Below are 22,858 nucleotides of genomic sequence, written 5' to 3' on the forward strand. Positions count from 1 at the left end.
CCATGCTGTTGCTGCAATTTACGAATGAACATGGCGGCCGCCTCGTCGGCCTGCTGCAAGACGACGCCATCCGCGTCATCGAAGGCTACAACACGACGTATGCGCTGGCGCAAGACGCCATCCGAAAGAAAGTCAGCCTGGCGGATCTGGTCAACGCCACGGTCGGCAACACCACGCATTCCTATGCGGACGTGGCCGCTGCCGGACGTGTGCTGCCGCCGCTCGACCATGCCGACGAAGCGCACTGCTACGTGACGGGCACGGGCCTGACCCATTTGGGCAGCGCCGGCGCGCGCGACGCCATGCACAAGAAGATCGGCGGCGACGCGGAATCCCTGAGCGACTCGATGAAAATGTTCCGCCTGGGCGTGGAAGGCGGCAAGCCGGCTGACGGCACGGCCGGCGCCCAGCCCGAATGGTTCTATAAAGGCGACGGCTCCATCGTGCGCGCTGGCGGCCAGCCGCTGCGCATGCCGGACTTTGCCCTCGATGGCGGCGAAGAGCCGGAAATCGCCGGCCTGTACGTGATCGGCGACGACGGCCAGCCCTACCGGGTCGGCTACGCCATCGGCAATGAATTCTCGGACCACGTGACGGAGCGCCAGAACTATCTGTACCTGGCCCACTCGAAGTTGCGAGCCTGCAGCGTGGGCCCGGCCCTGCTGGTGGGCGAATTGCCCGCGCATATCGCCGGTACTTCGCGCGTGCTGGACGCGGCTGGCAATGTACGCTGGGAAAAAGCGTTCGTCAGCGGCGAAGAGAATATGTCGCACACGATCGCCAACCTGGAACATCATCACTTCAAATATCCGCTGTTCAAGCGCCCTGGCGACGTGCACGTACACTTCTTTGGCACGGCAACGTTAAGCTTTGCCGATGGCGTGAGCGTGGCGCCTGGCGAAACCTTTGAAATCGAAGCGCCGGCCTTTGGCCCTGCCTTGCGCAACCGCCTCGATGTCTTCCCAACCGAATTTGCGAAAGTGAGCACATTATGAGTTTCAATATCACCGGTGATGCATTGATCGGCGGCGTCGCCGTCAAGGGCAATGGCGGCTCTTTCGAAGCGTGGGACCCGGCCGCGCGCGCCCACATCGCGCCCGCTTTCCACATGGTCGATGCCGCGCAAATCGACGCGGCGTGCCGCCTGGCCCAAGCCGCATTCGACCCGTTCCGCGCCACCAGCGACGCGGAACGCGCCGATTTCCTCGACACCATCGCCGCGCAAATCCTTGAGCTGGGCGACGACCTGATCGTGCGCGCCATGACGGAAAGCGGCTTGCCGCGCGCGCGCCTGGAAGGCGAACGCGGCCGCACGGTCGGTCAATTGAAATTGTTCGCCGGCTTGCTGCGCGAGGGATCGTGGACGGATGCGCGCATCGATTCGGCTTTGCCGGAACGCACGCCGCCGCGTCCTGACTTGCGTTTGCGCATGATCGGCCTGGGCCCCGTCGCCGTGTTCGCGGCCAGTAACTTCCCGCTGGCCTTCTCGGTGGCCGGCGGCGATACTGCCTCGGCCCTGGCTGCCGGCTGCCCCGTCGTCCTGAAAGCCCACTCGGCCCATCCGGGCACGTCGGAACTGGTGGCGCGCGCCATCGTGAAAGCGATTGCCATCTGCAAGCTGCCGGCCGGCGTGTTCGCCTTGTTGACAGGCACGGGCAATGGCATCGGCCAGACCCTGGTGGCGCATCCCGCCATCCAGGCTGTCGGCTTTACGGGTTCGCGTTCGGGCGGCATCGCCCTGATGAAGGTGGCGGCCGAACGTGCGCAACCGATACCCGTATATGCTGAAATGAGCAGCATCAATCCCGTCTTCGTGTTGCCGCAAGCGCTGGCTGCCCGTGGCGCGGCGATCGCCAGCGGCTTTGCCGCCTCGCTGACCATGGGCGTGGGCCAGTTCTGCACCAATCCCGGCCTCGTGCTGGGTCTGGAAGGTCCTGACTTTACGGCGTTTGCCGCCGCTGCCGCCGAAGCGCTGGCGCCGGCGCCTGCTGCCACCATGTTGACGGCTGGCATAGCCAGCAGCTATGCCAAGGGCGTTGCCGCCCTGGCGCAGCATGCCGACGTGACGCCGCTGGTGCAAAACACGGGCGACGAAGGCAAGGGTGCCGCCGCCCTGTTCGTCACTTCGGGCGAAGCGTTTTTGGCCAAGCACGATCTGCGCGACGAAGTCTTCGGTCCCGCTTCCCTGCTGGTCGCCTGCCGCGATATCGAGCAATTGCTGGCGATCACGGAAAGTCTGGAAGGCCAGCTGACGGCCACCCTGCAAATCGATGCCGGCGACGTGGACGATGCGCGCCGTCTGCTGCCCGTGCTGGAACGCCGCGTGGGCCGCATCCTGGCCAACGGTTTCCCGACGGGCGTGGAAGTGTCGACGGCCATGGTGCACGGCGGCCCGTTCCCGGCCACGTCGGATGGCCGCAGCACCTCGGTCGGTACGGCAGCCATCAACCGCTTCCTGCGTCCCGTGTCCTACCAGAACCTGCCGCAAGACTTGCTGCCGGAGTCGCTGCGCGACGATAATCCGCTGGGCATCTGGCGCCGTCACGATGGCGTGCTGGGCAAACTTTAATCACAAAAAAATAAAAATAAACAGGCGGAGACAAGATGAAGCAATTGGCGAAATATGGCAGCTTGCAGGGCAAGCGCGTGTTCATCACGGGTGGCGGCAGCGGCATCGGCGAATCTTTGGTGGCGGAATTTGCTGCCCAGGGCGCACTGGTGGCGTTTGTCGATATCGCCGTGGAAGCGAGCGAGGCCCTGTGCCGCCGCCTGGCCGAAGCGGGCCTGACGGCACCGTTGTTCCGCCATTGCGACATCACGGATATTCCATCGTTGCAAGCCGTCATGGCCGAACTGGCCGACAAGCTGGGCGACTTCGATATCCTCGTCAACAATGCCGCCAACGACCAGCGCCACCAGGCGCAGGACGTCACCCTGGAATACTGGAACGAGCGCATTGCGATCAATCAGCGTCCCATGTTCTTCACGTGCCAGGCCGTCTTCGAGGGCATGAAGCGCAAGGGCGGCGGTTCCATCATCAACGTCAGCTCGATTTCCTGGCACATGAAGTCGGGCGGCTACCCTGTGTATGCCACCACCAAGGCGGCCGTCGTGGGCCTCACGCGGGGCCTGGCGCGCGACTTTGGCGCCCACAATATCCGCGTCAACACCGTCACACCGGGCTGGGTCATGACGCAGCGCCAGATCGACCTGTGGGTCGACGACGCGGCCGAAGTGGAAATCAAGAAAAGCCAATGCTTGCCCAGCAAGTTGATGCCACAGGACATCGCCGCCATGGTGCTGTTCCTTGCTTCCGATGACGGCGCGATGTGCTCCTCCCAGGAATTCATCGTCGACGCCGGCTGGGTGTGACAAAACGTCCAGGGCGTTGTTGCAGGGTCGGATGTCATCGTACTGATGTACTAGCGTACTGTCTTCGACCCTGCGCCTAGCCCTGGGCGTTTTGTCGGCCGCGGGTTTGCCCGCAGCCACCTTCTTCCTTTGAAATACCCTCTTGCCGCCTCAACCCCGCGGCAGGAGAGGCATCGCCATATCCATATTGCCGGGTTGATCCCGGCCCTTGCTTTTCACTAAAAAACAGGAGACAGCATGAAACTCATCCATACCAGCATCGTGGCCCTCAGCCTGGCCATGGCCGCCGGCAGCACCTTTGCCGCGCCCGTCAAGGTCACCATCGACGTGGCCAAGCCCGGTGCCGTGATCAACAAGAACGTGTACGGCCAGTTCGCAGAACACCTGGGCACCGGTATCTATGAAGGCATGTGGGTGGGACCGGAGTCTTCCATTCCGAATACCAAGGGCTGGCGCAACGACGTGCTGGGCGCGCTGAAACAGTTGCACGTGCCGCTGGTCCGCTGGCCGGGCGGCTGTTTTGCCGATGAATACCACTGGAAGGACGGCATCGGCGCGCGCGACAAGCGTCCGACCAAGGTCAACACCAACTGGGGCGGCGTGGAAGAATCGAACGCCGTCGGCACGCACGAATTCTTCGACCTGGCAGAGCTCCTGGGCGCGCAGACCTATATCAACGGCAACCTCGGTTCCGGCACGCCGCAGGAAATGTCCGAATGGCTCGAATACATGACGTCGGACAGCAAGTCGACCCTGGCCGAGCTGCGCCGCAAGAATGGCCGTGCCCAGCCGTACAAGGTCGATTACTTTGGCATCGGCAATGAAGCCTGGGGTTGCGGCGGCAATATGCGCCCGCAGTACTATGCCGACCTGTACAAGCACTATCACACCTTCATGAAGACGCCGGAAAGCGCGCGCCCGAAATTCATCGCCAGCGGCGGCAATGACGACGACATCAGCTGGTCCAGCACCCTAAGCCGCGAAATCAAGCCGAACATGATGGACGCCATCAGTTTCCACTACTACACGGTGCCGACCGGCGTCTGGGAAAAGAAGGGCGCGGCCACAGGCTTTGGCGAAAATGAGTGGATTTCCACCCTGAGCCGCACCCTGCGCATCGATAGCTTGATCAAGAACAATATCGCCGCCATTGACAAGAACGATCCCTCGAAAAAGACGGGCTTGTACGTCGATGAATGGGGCACCTGGTACGACGTGGAACCGGGCACCAACACCGGTTTCCTGTTCCAGCAAAACAGCTTGCGCGACGCGCTGGTCGCGGCCTTGAACTTCAATATTTTCCACGCCCACGCGGACCGTGTGCGCATGACGAATATCGCGCAAATGGTCAACGTGCTGCAGGCGATGATCATCACGGACAAGGACAAATATTTCCTCACGCCTACGTATCACGCGTTTGAAATGTACGTGCCGTTCCAGGATGCCACGTCCCTGCCGGTCGCCATCCAGGGTAATGGCAAGTACAGCCTGGGCAAGGTCAGCATTCCGGAAGTGAGCGCCTCGGCCGCGCGCGGCAAGGATGGCAAGGTGTATCTGTCGCTGGTCAACACGAACCCGCACAAGGCGGTCGACGTGAGCGTGGCATTGGCCGGCAAGCAAGTGGCCAGCGTGACGGGCCGCATGCTGACCGCGGGCAAGATGGATGCCGTCAACAGCTTTGCGCAACCGCAAGCCGTGCAGCCGGTGGCGTTTAATGCCCAGGCGCAAGGCGGCAAGCTGACCGTGTCGGTGCCTGCCAAGGCCGTGGTGGTGGTGGCCGTCGACTAAGCTGTCGCTCACCTGTCACTCATCAGGCCGGCCCGCATGACGGGCCGGCTGACCATTTTGGAGAAGACGATGCACACATTGACACGCGGCATGGCCGCCATCCTGAGCACCCTGGCGATCATGGCTGCCGCGCACGCGGCCCAGGTCAGCGTGCACGACCCCGTGATGGCCAAGGAAGGCGACACGTATTATTTGTACAGCACGGGCCCCGGCATCACCTTCTACAGTTCGAAAAACATGGTTGACTGGCAACCGGAAGGGCGTGTCTTCGCGGGCCAGCCTACCTGGGCAAAAACAGCAGCTCCCAGCTTTGACGACCATATCTGGGCGCCCGACGTGCAATTTCACGACGGAAAATATTACCTGTACTACTCGGTGTCCGGCTTCGGCAAGAACACGTCCGGCATCGGCGTGACCGTCAACACGACCTTGAATCCACGCGCGCCCGACTACCGCTGGGTCGACCAGGGCATGCTGCTGCAATCGGTGCCCGAGCGCGACGAGTGGAATGCCATCGATTCGAACATCATTACCGATGCCAAGGGCACGCCGTGGATGTCGTTCGGCTCGTTCTGGAATGGCATCAAGCTGGTGAAACTGACGCCTGACTGGACCCGCATTGCGGAACCGCAAGAGTGGCACTCGCTGGCGCGCCGCGTACCCCTGCCGCCACGTGCAGGCGAATTCAAGCCGGCGCCCGAGGAAATCGAGGCGCCGTTCATCTTCCAGCGCGGCAACGACTACTTCCTCTTCGTTTCCTGGGGCTTGTGCTGCCAGAAAGAAAAAAGCACGTATCACCTGGCCGTGGGACGCTCAAAAAGCGTGACGGGCCCTTACCTGGACAGGGAGGGCCGCGACATGGCGCAGGGCGGCGGCACGGTAGTGCTGAAAGGCGACAAGGACTGGCAAGGCCTGGGCCACAACAGCGCCTATACGTTTGACGGCAAGGATTACCTGGTGCTGCACGCCTATGAAACGGCGGACAATTATTTGCAGAAGCTCAAGATCCTGCCCATGACGTGGGACAAGGACGGCTGGCCGCAAGTCGATGCGCGCGACTTGAACCTCTATCAAAGCCGGCAATTGCCGGCCGCCAAACGGTAAGTGGACCAGGGGATGGGCGGCAGGTGATACGCAAATCGATATCACAAGCGAAAAAGAATTGATTGGATGGCTATGTTGCTTTCTCCTACCATGGGTTCATAAAAAACCGCCCATCCGGCATCCGGCTGTGATGGTATTCCAAAAAAAACTGGAGACAAGAATGAAATTGACACGCCGCACACTCCTCGCCAGCGCCATGTTGTTGGCACTGTCCGCTACTTCTTCCGCCTTTGCCGCCAAGCCCCTCGTCATGGGCTTTTCGCAGGTGGGCGCCGAAAGCGAATGGCGCACCGCCAATACCGTCTCCATCAAGGATGCGGCCAAGAAAGATGGCGTCACGCTGAAATTTGCTGATGCGCAGCAAAAACAGGAAAACCAGGTCAAGGCCCTGCGCTCGTTCATCGCGCAAAAAGTCGACGTGATCGCCTTCTCGCCCGTCGTTGAGTCCGGCTGGGATACGGTTCTGCGCGAAGCCAAGGCTGCCAAGATTCCCGTCATCCTGACGGACCGCGCCGTCAATGTCACCGACAAATCGCTGTACGTGACCTTCATCGGTTCCGATTTCGTGGAAGAGGGCCGCCGCGCCGGCCAATGGCTGCTCGAACACGCCAAGAAAACCCCGGACGCGCAACTGAACATCGTCGAGCTGCAAGGCACGGTCGGTTCCGCGCCGGCCATCGACCGCAAGGAAGGCTTCCAGGAAGTCATCGGCAAGAATCCGAAATTGAAGATCATCCGTTCGCAAACGGGCGACTTTACGCGCGCCAAGGGCAAGGAAGTGATGGAAGCGTTCCTGAAAGCCGAGGGCAAGAAGATCAACGTGCTGTACGCGCACAATGACGACATGGCCATTGGCGCCATCCAGGCCATCGAAGAAGCGGGCATGAAGCCGGGCAAGGACATCATCATCATCTCGATCGATGGCGTCAAAGGCGCGTTCGAAGCCATGATCGCCGGCAAGCTGAACGTCACCGTGGAATGCAGCCCGCTGCTGGGTCCGCAATTGATGTCGATCGCCCGCGACGTGGTGGCCGGTAAACCCGTGCCAGCGCGCATCACGACGGTGGAAGGCGTGTTCCCTGCCGAGGTGGCCGCCAAGGAATTCCCGAACCGTAAGTACTAAGCTTGCCGGATGATGAATACGCAAGCGCAACACAACGCCGCGCCAGCTCCCTTGCTGGAGTTGCGCGGCATCAGCAAGTCTTTTCCTGGCGTCAAAGCCCTCAGCGACGTTGCCCTGCGCCTGTATCCGGGTGAAGTGCACACCTTGATGGGGCAGAACGGCGCCGGGAAATCGACGCTGATCAAGGTGCTGACGGGCGTCTACACGCCCGACAGCGGCCAGATCCTGTTTGAAGGCAAGCCCATCGCCCCCGCATCCACGTCGGATGCGCAGTTGCTCGGCATCAGCACCGTGTACCAGGAAGTCAATCTGTGCCCGAACCTGTCGGTGGCGGAAAACATCTTTATTGGCCGCTACCCGCGCCGCTTTGGCGCCATCGACTGGCGTTCCATGCAGCAGCAGGCGCGTGCCTTACTGCAGCAATTGCAGATCGATATCGATGTCACGGCGCAATTGTCCAGCTTTCCGCTGGCGATCCAGCAAATGGTGGCCATTTCGCGCGCGCTGAACATTTCGGCCCGCGTGCTGATCCTCGATGAACCCACGTCCAGCCTGGACGAGGCGGAAGTCAATCTGCTGTTTTCCGTGCTGCGCCGCCTGCGCGAGCAGGGCATGGCGATTCTGTTTGTGACCCACTTCCTCGACCAGACCTACGCCATTTCCGACCGCATCACCGTCATGCGCAATGGCGAGCGCGAGGGCGAATACGCGTGCAGCGAACTGTCGCGCCTGGCGCTGGTGAATAAAATGATCGGTGTGGCGGCCGACACGCAGGAGCAAACGCCGGACCTGGCGCAAGAAGCGGGCGCCGCCAGCTTCGGTCCGACTGTGCTCGAAGCGCAGGGACTGGGCCGCAAGGGCGCCCTGCTGCCCATGGATTTCCACATCCGCCAGGGCGAATTGCTGGGTCTGGCCGGCTTGCTCGGTTCGGGCCGCACGGAACTGGCGCGTTTGCTGTTCGGCGCCGACAAGGCCGATTCCGGCAGCATCGTCATGCAGGGCAAGATACGCCAGTTCAACGTGCCGCGCGACGCGATTGCCCAGGACATCGGCTTTTGCTCGGAAGACCGCAAGCACGAGGGGGCGATTTTGTCGCTGTCCGTGCGTGAAAACATCATCCTGGCCTTGCAGGCCCGCACGGGCTTGCTGCGCGCCATCCCGTTCAAACGCCAGCAGGCGCTGGCCGACGAGTACGTCAAGGCGCTGGGCATCAAGACGGCCAGCATCGAAACGCCGATTGGCAGCCTGTCGGGCGGCAATCAGCAGAAAGCCTTGCTGGCGCGCTGGCTGGTGACGTCGCCGGCCATGCTGATTCTCGATGAACCGACGCGCGGCATCGACGTGCGCGCCAAGCAGGAAATCATGAGCTATGTGAGCAAACTGTGCCGCAAGGGCATGGCCATCCTGTTCATCTCGTCGGAGTTGCCGGAAGTGCTGCGCTGCAGCGACCGTATTCTCGTCATGCGCGACCGCAAGGCCTGCGGCGACTATGCGCGCGGCGAGCTCGACGACAGCTCCGTGCTGCAAGTGATCGCCGGAGACGCCACATGAGTTTATCCACGCCATCGAACGCGCCCCTGGCGCGTCCGGCTTCCACTACGGGTACGTCCGCCTTGCATACCGTTCTGCACCACCCCTTGAGCCGGCCCCTGGCCGCGCTGTTGCTGCTGTTGCTGGTGGCCTTCTTTGCCATCCCCGGCTTTTTCCACCTGGAAGTGCGCGACGGCCACCTGTACGGCAGCGTGATCGACATCGTCAACCGTGCCGCCCCGCTGATGCTGGCGGCCCTGGGCATGACCCTGGTCATCGCCACGCGCGGCATCGATATTTCCGTGGGCGCCGTCGTGGCCCTGTCCGGCACCGTGGCCGCCATGCTGATCGGCGGCACCATGGTGATGGACAACGGCGTGCCGACCTACGTGAGCAATATCCCGATGGGCTGGGCCCTGGCCGCCGCCCTGGGCGCGGCCCTGCTGTGCGGCGCCTGGAATGGCGTGCTGGTGGCGGGACTCGGCTTGCAGCCCATCGTCGCGACATTGATACTGATGGTGGCGGGGCGTGGCCTGGCGCAATTGCTGACGGATGGGCAGATCGTCACCGTCTATTATCAACCGTTCTTTTTCATCGGCAGCGGTTACCTGTTCGGCTTGCCGTTTTCCCTGTTCCTCGTCGCTGCCGTGTTCATCATCACGGCCGTGCTGATGCGCAAGACGGCCCTGGGCCTGTTTATCCAGGCCGTCGGTATCAACCCCGTCGCCGCGCGCCTGGCCGGCATCAAGACGGCGACCCTGATCTTCTTCGTCTACGTGTTTTGCGCCGCCTGCGCGGGCTTGTCGGGGCTGATGATCAGCTCGAACATCAAGAGCGCCGACGCGAACAATGCAGGCCTGATGCTGGAACTGGACGCCATCCTGGCCGTGACCCTGGGCGGTACGTCCTTGGCTGGCGGCAAGTTCAGTCTCGTGGGCAGCATGATCGGTGCCCTCATCATCCAGACCCTGACCTACACGATTTATTCGCTGGGCGTGCCGCCGGAAGTGAACATGGTCGTCAAGTCGGTCGTCGTCTTCCTCGTCTGCCTGTCGCAATCGTCGGAATTCAAGCAATTGCTGCATCGGAGAAAAGCATGAAGGGCTTGCTGCATACCCCGTATTTCACCTCGCTCGTCACGGTCCTGCTGCTGGTGGTGATGCTGGGCCTGGGCGGCGCCGCCTATCCGGGCCTGCTGTCGACGCAAGTGATCTTTAACCTGTTGATCGATAACGCCTTTTTGCTGGTGATCGCCGTCGGCATGACCTTCGTCATCGTTTCCGGCGGCATCGATCTGTCCGTCGGTTCCGTGCTGGCCCTGTCGACCATGATCGCCGCCTGGCTGCTCAACGTGGCGCACTGGCCGCCGCTCTTGGTGATCGTCACGGTGCTGGCACTGGGCACCGTCTTTGGCGCCAGCATGGGCGCGCTGATTCATTACTTCAAATTGCAGCCCTTCATCGTCACCCTGGCCGGCATGTTTCTGGCGCGCGGGCTGTGCTACTTGATCAGCATCAATTCCATCACCATCGACGACCCGCTGTTCGTGGCCATGTCGCAGACGCAATTGCAATTTCTCGGCGGTTTTGTCTCACCCGGCGTCGTGATCGCCGTGATCACGTTGCTCTTGGCCATCTGGCTGGCGCACGCCACGCCATTCGGCCGCGCCGTGTATGCGATCGGCGGCAATGAACAGTCGGCCCTGATGATGGGGCTGCCCGTGGGCCGCACCAAGGTCTTTATCTATGCCTTCAGCGGCTTTTGCGCCGCGCTCGGCGGCGTGCTGTTTTCGTTCTACATGCTGTCCGGCTATGGCTTGCATGCGCAAGGCACGGAACTGGACGCGATTGCCGCCGTCGTCATCGGCGGCACCCTGCTCAGCGGCGGCTACGGCTATGTGGCGGGCGCGCTGTCGGGCGTGCTTGTGCTCGGTACCATCCAGACCCTGATCGCCTTCGACGGCACGCTCAGCTCGTGGTGGACCAAGATCGTCATCGGCGGCTTGCTGTTCGTCTTTTGCGTCGTGCAAAGACTGATGGCCATGGGCCAGAAGAATACCAATCGGAGCTAATACCATGTTTCACAAGAATAAACTTGCCGCAACCATCGGCATGGCGGCGGCGCTCGCCTGCGCCCCATTCGGCGCGCAGGCGGCCAACCCCATCGTCAAGGATATCTACACGGGCGACCCGGCCGCGCTGGTCGACAATGGCAGGGTGTACCTGTACGTGGGCCACGATGAAGCGAGCGCCACGGATACGGATTACCTCATGAACGAGTGGCGCGTATATTCCTCGTGCGACATGGCGAACTGGACGGATCACGGCTCGCCCGTGCGCTTTTCCACCTTCGCCTGGGCCGGCAAGGATGCGTGGGCAGGTGACATCGTCAAGCGCGGCAATAAATACTATTTCTATTCGACCGTCGACCATAAAACCATTCCCGGCAAAGCCATCGGCGTGGCCGTCTCCGACAGCCCGACCGGGCCGTTCGTCGATGCGCGCGGCAGCGCTCTGATCACCAACGACATGACGAAGCAGACGGCCATTCCCTGGGACGATATCGACCCGGCCGTCTTTATCGACACGGATGGGCAGGCCTACATTTACTGGGGTAACACGGTCTTGAAATACGCCAAGCTGAAAGCCAACATGACGGAGCTGGACGGCCCGATTCTGACCTTCGGCATGGATGCGTTCACGGAAGCGGCCTATATGCACAAGCATGCCGGTACGTATTATTTGTCGTACTCGCGCAATTTCCCCGAGGAGACGGCGTATTCGACGGGGCCGACACCGACGGGGCCCTGGCATTTCCGCGGTACCATCATGGACAAGAATGCCGTCGTGAAAACCATTCACCAGGCCATCATCGAATTCAACGGCAAGTCCTACATCTTCTATCACAACGACAAGTTGCCCGGCGGCGGGGAATACCGGCGCTCCGTGGCCGTGGAAGAACTGAAATACAAGCCGGACGGCACCATCGAATTCATCCAGCAAACGGCTGGCCCGGCCGCCAACCCGAGCGCCGCCTGCAAGGCATTGTGAACGCTTGTTGACCAAGTATAAAAAGGAGACATACCGATATCTATAACATCGATATTGAATTAAAACTGATATCGATCATGATATGATTTATTCATGGATACCCTCAACCCCAACTGGTTCTTGCGAGCCCGCCTGAAGACGCGGCAATTGCTGCTGTTGATCGCCCTTGATGAGCAGCGCAACATCCACCGCGCGGCGGAAGAATTGCACATGACGCAGCCGGCCGCGTCCAAGCAAATCAAGGACCTGGAAGAGATGCTGGACGTGCGCCTGTTTGACAGGTTGCCGCGCGGCATGGAGCCGACCATCTACGGCGAGACGATGATACGCCACGCGCGCATGGCCCTGACGAGCCTGTCCCTGGCGCATGACGACATCGTCGCCTTGAAGTCGGGCCTCACGGGCCAGGTGGAGGTGGGCGTCATCATGACGCCGGCCATGGCCTTGCTGCCGCGCGCGATTGCCCGCATCAAGCAGCAGGCACCGTTGATGCGCATCGGCGTGCACCTGGAGCACAGCAATACGCTGATGGACATGCTGCAGCACGGCACCCTCGATTTCATGATCGGGCGCATCCTGGAAAAGGAAAGCAGCGCGGGACTCATCTACGAGGAATTGACGGAAGAGCCGGCCAGCGCCGTGGCGCGCAATGGCCATCCGCTGCTGTCGCGCAAGAATCTGCAATTGAAGGATTTGGCGGGCCAGCCGTGGATTCTACCGCCGCAAGGCAGTATCCTGCGCCACCGCTTCGACATGATGTTCCGCCGCGCGGGCCAGGAACCGCCCGTGGACGTGGTCGACACCACCGCCTTGCTCCTGATCACGTCCTTACTGCAGCAGACGGACTCGCTGCACGTGATGCCGACGGAAGTGGCGCACTACTACGAATCGTTGAACGTGCTGAGCATCTTGCCCATCGAGCTGCCGTGCAAGATGGATGCGTTCGGGATTATTCGCCAGCAGGACCACTTGCTGTCGCCGGGGGCGGATATGCTGCTCAAGGCCGTGCGGGCCACGGCGGCGGATATGTATTGAGTGCTGTGATGGTGTTGTCGGATTACGCGCTTGCGCGCTAATCCGACCTACGCCACATGGTAGGTCGGATTAGCCCGCAGGGCGTAATCCGACAATTGCCCTTACACTCAATCCGGTACTTCAAAGAAAAACAACTGCACCAGCCGCCCATTCTCCGGCGTGTCGCCAAACACATTACTGATCGAGTGGAAATAGTGTCCCTTGTACACGATCAGGCGGTTGTGGCGCATCGGCACTTCCAACAGCGCTTGCCAACTGTCGCGCTGTTCCTGCAAGTCGTTGAATTTCTGCACTTTACTGTTCGGCAGCCAGCGTTTCTGGAAATCCTTGAAGCTGGCGTAGCCGCCCGCTTTCACGTCCGCTTCGGGTAATCGCCGGTACCAGCCACTGGGCTGGTGGCGCCAGAAGGTGGTGCCGCCCTGGCACTGCTCGGGCGGGTTCAGGTACAGCACGCCCGCATAGAAATTGAAATTATTGCCCGTCTCGTTGTCCACGTGGATATCGGTGCGCGCCATGGCGTCCGCATAGCTGAGGCGGTAGGAACCGTTGTCGGGCGAGATAAAACGGATGGGGCGGCCCAGCGCCGTGGCGATGCGCTCCATGATGGCCTGGCTGGGCTGGCCCGCCGTCTGGCTGCCTGGATAGTTTTGCCCCGCATAGCGCTGCTGCTCGAACGGCAACGCCAGCGCTTGCGCGCGCCAGGCGGCGGGATCGGGCAGGAAATCGTCGAGGATGTGCAAATCCGTTTCGCGCAGGAAATCGTGCAAGCTTGCCGGCGCGTCGGGCGCCGTCAGCCGTTCCGTGTTTTCCGTGCCGGGGCTGGCAAAGCCGATGCGGCACGTTTGCGCCAGTGGCGCATGCAGCGCCAGGCCTTGCGCGTAGCGTTCCAACGCCAGTTCCTGCTGTCCCGTGCGGTAGTACAGCTCGGCCAGTCCCTGCAGGGTTTGCCAACGCTGCGGACGCAGGGCGTGGGCCCGTTCCAGTTCGGCGATGGTCTCCATCAGCCGCTGTTTTCCCATCAGCAATTCCGCATGGCTGATGGCGAAATCATGTTCGTGCGGCGCCAGCCGCGCCGCCGTGGCGTAGCTGGCCAGCGCCGCCTCGCTGTCCGTGCCGCGCAGCACGTTGCCGAGGTTGTAATGGAACAGGGCGTTGTCCGGTTGCTGCTTGAGCGACAGTTTCAGCAAACCCAGGCCGATGGCGCCCTGGCCCAGCTCCAGCATCGCCAGTCCCTGGAAATGCTGGGCTTCGGCCAGGGCCGGGTTCAGTTTATACGCGGCCTGGTAGGCGTTGATCGCCTCGATCAGCTTGCCTTGCTGCTGCAGCCCTTGCCCGTTTGCCAGATGTTGTTCCGCCAGTGTCTGTTCGCCCATATGTCCCGATCCCGATCCCGATGCAATGTGGCGAACAGTGTAACCGAGCCCGTTCTACCGTGCCTGGCTGACGGGAATTTCTTCCCCGTTCAGCTTGATCGCCACCTTGACGATCTGCGCCTTGACCTGGTTGCTGGCCATGTCCGCTTCCTGGGCGTAGGCATACACGACGATGGCGAAATCCTTGTAGCCGCTGCGCGCCGCTTCGATCTTGCGCGCCGCCTCCTGGTCCACTTTCAGCAGCGAATAACCGTCGCCATTCGTGAAAGCCAGCTTGTAGTCGCCGTTGTCGTACATGTAGTAATACGTGCCCGCGTCGGCGAACTTGGCGGGGAAGGCGGCCTTGTCCATGGCGTACGGCGACAGCGCGCCTTGGCCATTGATCTGGTAGCGCAGGTAGCGCTTCGCCTTGGCCTCATTGACCTTGGCGTCGATCTGCGGTTTCAGGGCGTCGAGCACTTCCTGCTTGCGGAAGGCGTCGTTGCTGCCCGCATATTCGCGCGAAATGCGCTGTGCCACGGCCGCATAGTCGGGCGGCACGCCGGACAGGGCGAGGTAGCTGTACATCAGCTGGTGGCCGCTCGTGATGTCGACATAGCTGGATGCTGGCGTGGCAGCGTCCGCTTGCGGCAGGCTGGCGGCGGCTGCCTTCACTTGCGCCTTGGCGGCCATGTCGGCGACATTCGCGGCGACGGGAGCGGAGGCGGCCGGTGTGGTGGTCTCTGTTTTACCGCAGGCGGACAGCAGGACGGCGATGGCGAGCAGGGCTGGGAGGGTACGTTGCATGATATTTCCTTCAATGAATGTGTAAGAGGTGGCTTAGCCGATGGTTTTACGTTTGTATTCGCCGACGCCGTAAGCGGCCAGGACGATGGAAGAGGCCAGCACCAGGTAAAAACCGATGCCAAACGAGAGTCCTTGCCACACTTGCCCCAGCATTTCGCTGGCCATCTGCTCGGCCATGCGGGCCGCGCGGGTGCCCATGATGCCGCCCATGGCGTTGCCCGCGTCGCTGACGGCGCCCTTGATCTTGATGAACAGCAAGCTGCTGTGGATGACGATGAACAGCAGCGGCGCGCACTTGCCCAGCGCCGCTTTCGGATGGCGGCTAACCATGGTGGCGCAGCATCCGGCAATGGCCAGCAGGAAGAAAAATTGTGCCGAGGTAAAACCGCCGCCGCCATCGCGGGCAAAGCTTTCCAGGCTGTCGGCGGACAGGCCCAGCAATTGCCAGTAGGTGCGCGAGACGGAAGCGAACAAACGGATGCCGATGGTGTTGAAGATAAAGGCGCCGGCGATCAGGACGCCCAGGCTGGCCAGCACCTTGATGCCCAGGGCGGACACGGCCTGGCCCCACAGCTGCTGGCTTTTGTCGCGCGCCAGTTTCGCCGCGCCGGCCATCTCTTCCTGCGCCAGTTGCTGTGTCGCTACGGCACTGACGGTGGCGAGGCTGCCGGCCTCATCGAAGCGCACGTCGACGACGGCGTTGATGGCGGGCGCCACGTCCGAGCGCCAGTGCGTGGCCACGTCGAACGCATGTTGAATGCCGGCCACGCTGACGGAACCCTGTCCGCTCGGTTGGTAGGCGAGGATGCGGCCACGCTGGCCGGTGGTGGTGAATGGTTGCATGAGATTTCCCTGGTCACTGTCATGCTCTATTGCATGTACCCACGGATAACGGGGGCAGTTCAGGGAAATCTAAAATTATTTTGAATTATTTTTTGGCGGCTGCATCATGTCCTTGGCGGCACCCTGGTAATCCTTCATCAAGCCCATGAAAGCATCCTGCAAATGCCGGGCCGCATCCTGCGGCGGCGCGCCCGTGCGCCGCGCCAGGTCGAATTTATACGCATGGGCGGGGCTGTAGCCCGCCTGCGAGGCGGCGTCCAGCAGCACGCCCGCCCGTTTCAGCGAAGCGGGATCGCCCTTGACCATCAGCAATTCCGCCAGATAGGTCTGGGCAATCGGAAAATCTTTCGCGGCCGCCTTTTCCAGCCACTGCATGCCGGCCTTCGGCTGCTTGATGCCGGCGTCACCGCCGCCGATGCCATAGCCGAGGGCCGTCAGCGCCACTAAATCTCCGCCCCGTGCGCGTTTTTCCAGTTGCTGGCGGGGAAACGGACGGGCCGCGATCTGCATGCGGATTTCATAGTTGATGTCTTGCAGTACATTGCCTGGCCATACCTTGGCGCCCGGTACGGACGGCTTTTCCACCGTTGGGGCAGGCGCGCGCACGCCGCCCTGGCCTTGCGCCCCGGCCAGCACGCCCGGCGTTGCCTGGCTGACGCCCTTGCCGCTGCCCATGTTCAGCACCAGGCGCGCCGACGTTTCGCCAAACGACACGCGGGGCTTTTGCACGTCGTGCGTCATGGCGGCAACCTTGGCCGCCACTTGCGAAAACATATCGCTCATCGGCAAGCCCGGCGCATCGAGCGCGTCGAGCAGGGCGCTCGTGTAGGGGCTGTTGCGCGAATCGGGCGACCAGAAGTCGCGCGCCAGGGCGCCGGGACCTGCCGAATAGGCGATCACCACGCCGCGTGGCGCGGCCGTATCGGCAAAGCCGTGGCTGGCCGCATTGCCGCCGCCGGGAATCGCCACGGCGCCGCCCCGAGTATATTCCTGGCGGCAAGCGTCAAGGATCAGCACAGCGCCGCGCGCGCCCGTGCGCTGCAAGTCGCCGGCCAGGCTGGAAACGGACACGCCCTGCGCGGCGATGGCGGCGGCGCTCAATGCATTCATGTTCGCGCCCAGCGGCAGCACATAGTTCGCTTCGCCCGCCTGGGCGCCGTGGCCCGCGTAAAACACGAGGGCGATATCGGCGCCGCGTGCCTGCGTGGAAAACTCGGCCGACGCCTTTTGCAGCTGTTGCGCATTGATGTCTGTGCGCAACAGCACTTCAAAGCCCAGCCGGCGCAGGCGTTCGGCCATGGCGCGCGCATCGTTCACGGGATTCAATAGAGGCTGCGGATAGGCCGCATTGCCGATCACCAGGGCGATGCGCTTGCCGGGGCCGCTGGCGGCGTTGCCCACGGCCGCCTGCACGACGTTACCGCAGAGTAAAAAGATGAGGCTCAAAAACAGGGGAATCAGGCGATGCATCGGCGTCTCGGGAATTGTCGTGAAAGTAACAAAAGTTAGCGATTTTTACTGTGATATGAGAAAATTGCTTAAATGCATTTTACCTTACTGACAAGTTTCTCTTGTCTGGCCAGCGCACGGTGCGCATCGTCGCCGGCCAGTGGCGCGTGCCGCCCAACACACGATCGGACCGGCTTTGCAATCGGAACAATTTGAACGGATTCATGCTTTCTGGACCCGCCGCCAGCAGCTGACACAAGGCGAACTGGGCGAGTTTTACCAGCGCGTCATCGCCGCGCTGACGCCGTGCCGTCCGCGCGAGGCGGCGTCGCTGGGCGACTCGCTGGCCGACTTGCGCCACCAGTTCTTCATTGAAAAAGTCCTGCACGGCGACAGCGACGCGGTCCCCCACCACATCGGCGCCCTGTTTTTGTACTTCAAGCGCTTCATCATCGACCAGTTGCGCAAGCAGCGCGATGACGAAGATGCCGATGCGCAAGAAGGCTGCGAGCTGCGCGCGCCCGATGCGTATGCGGAACCGCTGCGCGACTACCAGCTCACGCCGCAGCAAGTGCGCGACGCGGCCGACGTGTTCATCACTACTTTGCCGCACGACTTGATCGTGCTGCTGCGCCATTGCGGCTGCGGCGGCATGCCCGTCAAGGAACTGGCCGAGCAGATCGCTTCCGCGCACTACCACGGCGGAAAATTAGGCCTGGTGCACAGGCAGAAGGGCGATCCTGCCAGCGCGGGCCGCCAGATCGTCGAGCCGGCCCACCGCGCCACCTTGCTGGGCAGCTGGGTCTTGAACCTGCTCAAGCTGCGCGTGGGCGATGCCCTGGCCGCGCGCGATATGCAGGCGGCGCAAATAGTTTTGGATATCTTGTGCGTGGCCGCGTTATCCCTGCACATGGATCCCGTGTCCACCCAACCGAACACTGATGAAAGGCCATCGGCATGACTGCATTGACGCCCTCGCTGGCCATCGTTGCCGCGCGCCTGCCGTCGCCCCCATCTTCCGCCGAATTGCTGGACGGCGAGGTGGCCGGCGATACGCCCGACTGGCGTGGCATCGCCGTGCCGGAACACTTGATGGAGCGTTTTGCGCGCCGCAGCGACGCCGCACCGCTGGCCGCGCGGCCCATCGCAGGTGGACAGATCCACCTGCTGGCGCGCCTTCCCGGCTTTGGCGCCGTGCTGCTCGACGCCTGGGACAGCACGCGGCAGCGCTGGCGCGGCTGGCTCGTCACGCCGGACACGGCGTATGCGGACGCCTGCGGCCTCGTGGTTGAGGAGCGCGATGCGCCCGCCGACCCGCGCGCGGGCCTGGTGCTGTGCGACATGCCGGTGACCCTGGCCGTGACGGACCTGGGCGCCTGCCTGGGCGTGTTCAGCCAGGAGCGCTTGCAGGCGGCGCGCTGGCTGGAGCTGCATGGCCGCGCGAATGGCGCCACCGCGGCACCGGGCGTGATCGCCCGCGTGGCCTTGCCCGGCGATGATTACGCCTTGACCGGCACACCGCTGTCGAGCGAGCTGGGCAAGGATGGCCGCGTGGCCTACCGCCAACTGCTGCGCCAGGGCTTGCAGCAGTTGCAGATCGCTTTGGCCGATGCCGCCGCGCCACAGATGAAGACGCCGGTGCGGGCGGCCAATGCCAACCGCTGGCTGAAGATCGTCACGGCCGTGGCCGCCAGCGTGATGGTGGTGCAATCGGCGTGGCTGTTCCTGCCGAAAGAGGGCGCCGTCGTCGGCAATGCGGAATTCCGCAGCGGCGGCAGCGGCGTCGAGACGGGCGTGCGCACGCGCGTGCTGTTCCGCGCCGAGGCAACGGAGGCGGAAATCCGCACCTGGCTGCAGCGCGAGCAGCTGGAAATCGTCGCGGGACCGGACACCCTGGGCGCCTTCACCGTGCTGTCGCGCAACCGTCAGAAAGTCTTGCCGCCGCCAGGCCCGGGCAATCCGCTGGCCGTCATCAATCCCTGACCCAGAAATAAGAGAAAGTTATCAAGCATGACAACGTATAAGAACTTTGCATCCGCGCACTGGCGCAAATTGATCGCCGGCGTGGCTGCCGGCGTCCTGTTGACGGGCTGCGCCATGACGCCGAACGGCCGTGGCGGCGTGTTGATGGGCCTCGATACGGCTGAGCTGTTCGGCACGCCGATTTCCACCTTCCGCCTGCGCGACGGCACGGAAGGGACCTTGCGCAAGGACCCGCAGGGCAAGTATTCGATCAAGCTGTCGCAGGCGTTTCGTGTCGTGCCGCTGGCCAACGCCATCACGGCCCGCGTGGCGCGCGTGGAAAACGTGGGCGAGCGCACTGTGGTGATCGTGGAAACGCAGGAACGCGGCTGTGCCTACCGCTATGAAGTCCTGGCTTTCCAGGGCACGGACGTGCTGCAGTGGACGGTCGGCAATTGCAAGGATCGCCCCCGCGTGGACGTGGCGGCCGATGGCAAATCGCTCAATATCGACTTCCCCAACTACAACCGCCTGTCGCGCATGATCTACACGGACAACCGCCTGCTCAACGCCAGCGTGGCCGTGCCGCCCGGCGTCGATACGCGCGCCCAGCCGTTTGCCGACGACGCCTTGCGCGGCACGGGCCCGGCCATCGCCACCACGCCCGGCAGCGACAGCGGGCGCGTGATCCCGGCGCCGCCGGCGGCCGCTCCGGCTCCCGTTGCCACGCCGAAAACGGGCAGCCGCGCCAGCGCCAAGCCGCGCCGCCAGGAGCCAGCAGCCAGGGCGGCAACGTCCGCCGTCCTCAGCCAGCCTGCACCGCGTGCCGCAGCGGCTGCCCCGGCGGCGCCGATGATCTTCCAGGCCGAAGAGATCAAGCCCGTCGTCATCGATTTGAGGAAATAAGATGGCCGCGAGTTTGCGCAGTCTGCAGATCCGGCAGACCCTGATCCTGATCGTCCTGACGATCATGTATTTGTGCTTCGAGCTGGGCTTCAATGCCCGTTTGCTCGACGTGGTGGGCGGCGACGTCAAGCCGCAGGACGTGGAAGGCGTGGAATTCTATGGCCGCAGCCTGTCTGGCATCGCCGCCGCGCTGGTGGTGCTGCAGCTGATGTGGCGCCGCCGCCTGAAGAACAATGGCAGCGGCCCCAGCTGGAAAAAGATCATCTTTTGCTGTGTTGCCACGGCGGCGGTCGTGTTCGGTATTTTGAAGACCACGGTCACGGTGCTGGTCGAAACGCGCGACGCGCAATTTCGCCGCCTGGCCTTCAACACGACCCTGATGCAGCGCTCGCTGGTGGGCGGCAGCCTGCAATTACAGGGCCTGGTCGATGACGCCACCCTGTTTGCCAAGCCCGAGGGCAAGGCCTTCCTCGCGCTGTTCCCCTTCCTGGCCGTCTCGGTGGGCCACCTCGATGAGCGCATGGAGCCGGCCAAGGAACAGTTGATCAATTTTAATGTCCGCAAGATCGCCGGCGGCGCGGCCGGTTACTATGACAAGTATCAGAAGGCGATTGGCGAAGTGCGCGACAAGTGGAAACTGTATTCGGGCATCATTCCCGATGATGATGCGGGCTTGCGCCAGCAGCAGGAAACGGCGTGGAACGATTACCGGCAAAGCCTGTCGCGCCACGGCTGGCAGCCGCATTCCGTGCCGGCGCGGCGCAAGGCGGCCGTTGTCAACAATGTGCGCAAAAAGGTGCCCGTGTCGGCCAACTGGCACCCTGCCGACCAATTGAGCTTCCGCGCCGCCGTCAAGCGCCGCTATGCGTCGGAAGCGGCCAGCAAGGGCTTGCATATCAAGGGCGACCGCATTCCGCCGGGCTTGTCCTTCGCCGCCTTCGTGGCGCGCCCCGGCATCCAGGCCGTGCTGCGCGACGGGCCGGATGGCGGCGATGGCAGCGAAGCGAGCAAGGGCTTGCGTTTGCCCAAAGGCGCCGTGGTGCAGGATGCGTATGCGAGTCCTGCCGAATTCAGCCGTCTGTTCGACCAGTTCGCCGCGCGCCAAACGGCGGAAAAGCTCGTGGAATACCGCGCCAGCCGCAACGACTTCGAAGTGGGCGGCAAGTACTTTGAAGAGGGCAAGGAAGCGGCGCGCGCGGCCATCGTGCCGCCCGTCGCCCTGTTCTTCTCCTTGCTGGGCGCCATCGGCCACTTCTCGAAATTGCTGTACCTGATCGCCACGGTGGGCTTGCTGGTGCTGGCGGCGCGCCGCGGCGAGCAGGCGGGCGCCGATGGCCAGCTGAGCCGCCGTTCCGCCTGGATCGCCACGGGCGTGCTGGCTGGCGCCTTCCTGGGAACCTGGGGTATCTTTACCCTCTCGGACAATAATGTCACGAAGAGCGAGCTGTTCCGCCAGATGCTGGACTGGAACCGCCAGGCCGCCGACGACAGCACGCGTTGGCAAATCGCCGGCAAGGGCTTGCTGGCCAATATCACGCACGTCGTGGCGGTGGGGCAGGGCTACAGCTACCCCGTCAACGAAGCGATCCGCACCCACGTTTTGCAGGGAATTCACTATGGCTATCATCCGGGACAAAAATAAGGCGGCCGCGCTGGCCTTGCTGCTTTCCATGGCCAGCACGGCTGTCCAGGCCGACTGCCTGGGCATGAAGGTGCACGCCCACCGTGGCGCCGGCAATGCGCCGGAAAACTCGCTGAGCGCGCTGCGCAACACGTATTTCGGCACCTGGGACGGCGTCGAGACGGATTTGCAGCTGCTCGGCGACGGTAACTGGGTGGTGCACCACGACCTGTTGACGGGCAGAGTCGTCGACACGGGTTCGCCCCGTACCGTGAAACAGTTGACGGCCGACGACTGGCGCGCCGCCAGCATGAAGAACCGTGGCGTGGCCACGGCGGAAACGCCGCCGTTCGTCAGCGATGTCGCCGACCTGGCCACGGCGTTCCCAAGTAAAACCCTGAACGCGGAAATCAAGGATGTCGTGTCCTCGTGCGCACCGATCGCCACCCTGGTGGGGCAGTTGCGTGCGAACATCAAGCACGGCAACTGGTTCTTGACGTCGGGCGTGCCGAACAACCTCGCGTGCGCGCGCCGCGCCGATCCGCAGGGCTACCTGGGCTTGCTCGTGTTTGACGCGCGCAATGCGCAGGCGGCCGGTACCAACCGGGTCAGCCGCTATATCGCGAAAAATGCCCGCCCGCCCAAGCTCGACAAGCCGTGGCTGCAGCGCGTGCAGCAGCAGATCGGCATGCCCACGGGTGTGCACGTGGATGCGCGCAGCCTGGACGCCAATCCGAATTTGCTCAGCGATGCCGCCAGCCTGAGCATGCCCGTCTTCGTCTACGCCGTCGATGGCGACTCGGCCCTGGCCGCCTCGCTGTTGCGCGCGCAGCAGCGCAGCCACCGCTGGCCCAGCGGCGTCATCCTTGACGGCAATCCCGAGACGTTTTGCGCGATGATGCAGTAAGTTTTTTCA

The 22,858-nt window shown here is 63.0% G+C and carries 20 protein-coding genes; 16 read left to right on the forward strand and 4 right to left on the reverse strand.

Annotation, left to right across the window (positions count from 1 at the left end):
• Positions 1-2: 2 nt before the first annotated feature.
• The 11 genes from araD1 (at position 3) to SKZ59_RS13490 (ending at position 13,002) form a co-directional block, all read left to right on the forward strand.
• Positions 3-995: an AraD1 family protein gene (gene araD1 / locus SKZ59_RS13440; protein WP_319992051.1), complete on the forward strand. Its 993-nt coding sequence runs from the start codon at positions 3-5 to the stop codon at positions 993-995.
• Complete coding sequence (locus tag SKZ59_RS13445) at positions 992-2,569, forward strand: aldehyde dehydrogenase (NADP(+)) (protein WP_219328534.1); 1,578 nt, start codon at positions 992-994, stop codon at positions 2,567-2,569. Before araD1 ends, SKZ59_RS13445 begins: the two co-directional genes overlap by 4 nt.
• Before the next feature lie 35 nt (positions 2,570-2,604).
• Entirely contained in the window at positions 2,605-3,372 is a 768-nt protein-coding gene (locus SKZ59_RS13450; RefSeq protein WP_139091365.1) for an SDR family NAD(P)-dependent oxidoreductase, read from the forward strand.
• A 237-nt stretch (positions 3,373-3,609) separates the two neighbouring features.
• Positions 3,610-5,160, forward strand: a complete 1,551-nt coding sequence (locus SKZ59_RS13455) for an alpha-N-arabinofuranosidase (protein WP_319992052.1) — start codon at positions 3,610-3,612, stop codon at positions 5,158-5,160.
• A 69-nt stretch (positions 5,161-5,229) separates the two neighbouring features.
• Entirely contained in the window at positions 5,230-6,264 is a 1,035-nt protein-coding gene (locus SKZ59_RS13460) for an arabinan endo-1,5-alpha-L-arabinosidase (protein WP_319992053.1), read from the forward strand.
• A gap of 160 nt (positions 6,265-6,424) precedes the next feature.
• A complete protein-coding gene (locus tag SKZ59_RS13465; protein WP_034752929.1) occupies positions 6,425-7,387 on the forward strand; it encodes an ABC transporter substrate-binding protein in 963 nt (320 codons plus the stop codon).
• 9 nt (positions 7,388-7,396) lie between these two features.
• Positions 7,397-8,938 carry a sugar ABC transporter ATP-binding protein gene (locus SKZ59_RS13470; RefSeq protein ID WP_051991334.1) on the forward strand — a complete coding sequence of 514 codons (1,542 nt, stop codon included), beginning with the start codon at positions 7,397-7,399 and terminating at the stop codon, positions 8,936-8,938.
• Positions 8,935-10,017 carry an ABC transporter permease gene (locus SKZ59_RS13475; RefSeq protein ID WP_070304473.1) on the forward strand — a complete coding sequence of 361 codons (1,083 nt, stop codon included), beginning with the start codon at positions 8,935-8,937 and terminating at the stop codon, positions 10,015-10,017. The genes SKZ59_RS13470 and SKZ59_RS13475 overlap by 4 nt, the downstream gene beginning before the upstream one ends.
• Positions 10,014-10,988: a galactofuranose ABC transporter, permease protein YjfF gene (gene yjfF / locus SKZ59_RS13480; protein ID WP_035823670.1), complete on the forward strand. Its 975-nt coding sequence runs from the start codon at positions 10,014-10,016 to the stop codon at positions 10,986-10,988. The genes SKZ59_RS13475 and yjfF overlap by 4 nt, the downstream gene beginning before the upstream one ends.
• A gap of 4 nt (positions 10,989-10,992) precedes the next feature.
• Positions 10,993-11,967: a glycoside hydrolase family 43 protein gene (locus SKZ59_RS13485; protein ID WP_413774552.1), complete on the forward strand. Its 975-nt coding sequence runs from the start codon at positions 10,993-10,995 to the stop codon at positions 11,965-11,967.
• Between the two features lie 93 nt (positions 11,968-12,060).
• Positions 12,061-13,002, forward strand: coding sequence for a LysR family transcriptional regulator (locus tag SKZ59_RS13490; RefSeq protein ID WP_034752932.1), 942 nt, complete (start codon positions 12,061-12,063; stop codon positions 13,000-13,002).
• 107 nt (positions 13,003-13,109) lie between these two features.
• On the opposite strand, the gene SKZ59_RS13495 is transcribed toward SKZ59_RS13490, so the two are convergent.
• The 4 genes from SKZ59_RS13495 to SKZ59_RS13510 all read right to left on the reverse strand — a co-directional run bounded on the left by SKZ59_RS13495 (position 13,110) and on the right by SKZ59_RS13510 (position 17,474).
• Positions 13,110-14,375: a DUF6445 family protein gene (locus tag SKZ59_RS13495; protein ID WP_072455896.1), complete on the reverse strand. Its 1,266-nt coding sequence runs from the start codon at positions 14,373-14,375 to the stop codon at positions 13,110-13,112.
• Positions 14,376-14,429: 54 nt separating this feature from the next.
• The gene (locus tag SKZ59_RS13500; RefSeq protein WP_319992054.1) at positions 14,430-15,161 is read right to left on the reverse strand and encodes a hypothetical protein; all 732 of its coding nucleotides are present in this window, start codon (positions 15,159-15,161) and stop codon (positions 14,430-14,432) included.
• 33 nt (positions 15,162-15,194) lie between these two features.
• On the reverse strand, positions 15,195-16,004 hold the full coding sequence (locus tag SKZ59_RS13505) for a hypothetical protein (RefSeq protein WP_319992055.1): 810 nt from the start codon (positions 16,002-16,004) through the stop codon (positions 15,195-15,197).
• Positions 16,005-16,079: 75 nt separating this feature from the next.
• Positions 16,080-17,474, reverse strand: coding sequence for a caspase family protein (locus SKZ59_RS13510; RefSeq protein ID WP_319992056.1), 1,395 nt, complete (start codon positions 17,472-17,474; stop codon positions 16,080-16,082).
• Between the two features lie 175 nt (positions 17,475-17,649).
• Here SKZ59_RS13510 and SKZ59_RS13515 point away from each other — a divergent pair, with 175 nt between their 5' ends.
• The 5 genes from SKZ59_RS13515 to SKZ59_RS13535 are packed head-to-tail and all read left to right on the forward strand — an operon-like array spanning position 17,650 to position 22,849.
• Positions 17,650-18,414 carry a hypothetical protein gene (locus tag SKZ59_RS13515; RefSeq protein ID WP_139248448.1) on the forward strand — a complete coding sequence of 255 codons (765 nt, stop codon included), beginning with the start codon at positions 17,650-17,652 and terminating at the stop codon, positions 18,412-18,414.
• Positions 18,411-19,436 carry a hypothetical protein gene (locus SKZ59_RS13520; RefSeq protein ID WP_319992057.1) on the forward strand — a complete coding sequence of 342 codons (1,026 nt, stop codon included), beginning with the start codon at positions 18,411-18,413 and terminating at the stop codon, positions 19,434-19,436. Before SKZ59_RS13515 ends, SKZ59_RS13520 begins: the two co-directional genes overlap by 4 nt.
• A gap of 27 nt (positions 19,437-19,463) precedes the next feature.
• Entirely contained in the window at positions 19,464-20,321 is an 858-nt protein-coding gene (locus SKZ59_RS13525) for a hypothetical protein (RefSeq protein WP_081368314.1), read from the forward strand.
• A gap of 1 nt (position 20,322) precedes the next feature.
• A complete protein-coding gene (locus SKZ59_RS13530; RefSeq protein ID WP_319992058.1) occupies positions 20,323-21,963 on the forward strand; it encodes a hypothetical protein in 1,641 nt (546 codons plus the stop codon).
• Positions 21,938-22,849: a glycerophosphodiester phosphodiesterase gene (locus tag SKZ59_RS13535; protein ID WP_319992059.1), complete on the forward strand. Its 912-nt coding sequence runs from the start codon at positions 21,938-21,940 to the stop codon at positions 22,847-22,849. Before SKZ59_RS13530 ends, SKZ59_RS13535 begins: the two co-directional genes overlap by 26 nt.
• The last annotated feature ends 9 nt before the right edge of the window (positions 22,850-22,858 follow it).

The organism is Janthinobacterium sp. GMG2, assembly GCF_033949445.1.
Lineage (GTDB): Bacteria > Pseudomonadota > Gammaproteobacteria > Burkholderiales > Burkholderiaceae_D > Janthinobacterium > Janthinobacterium aestuarii.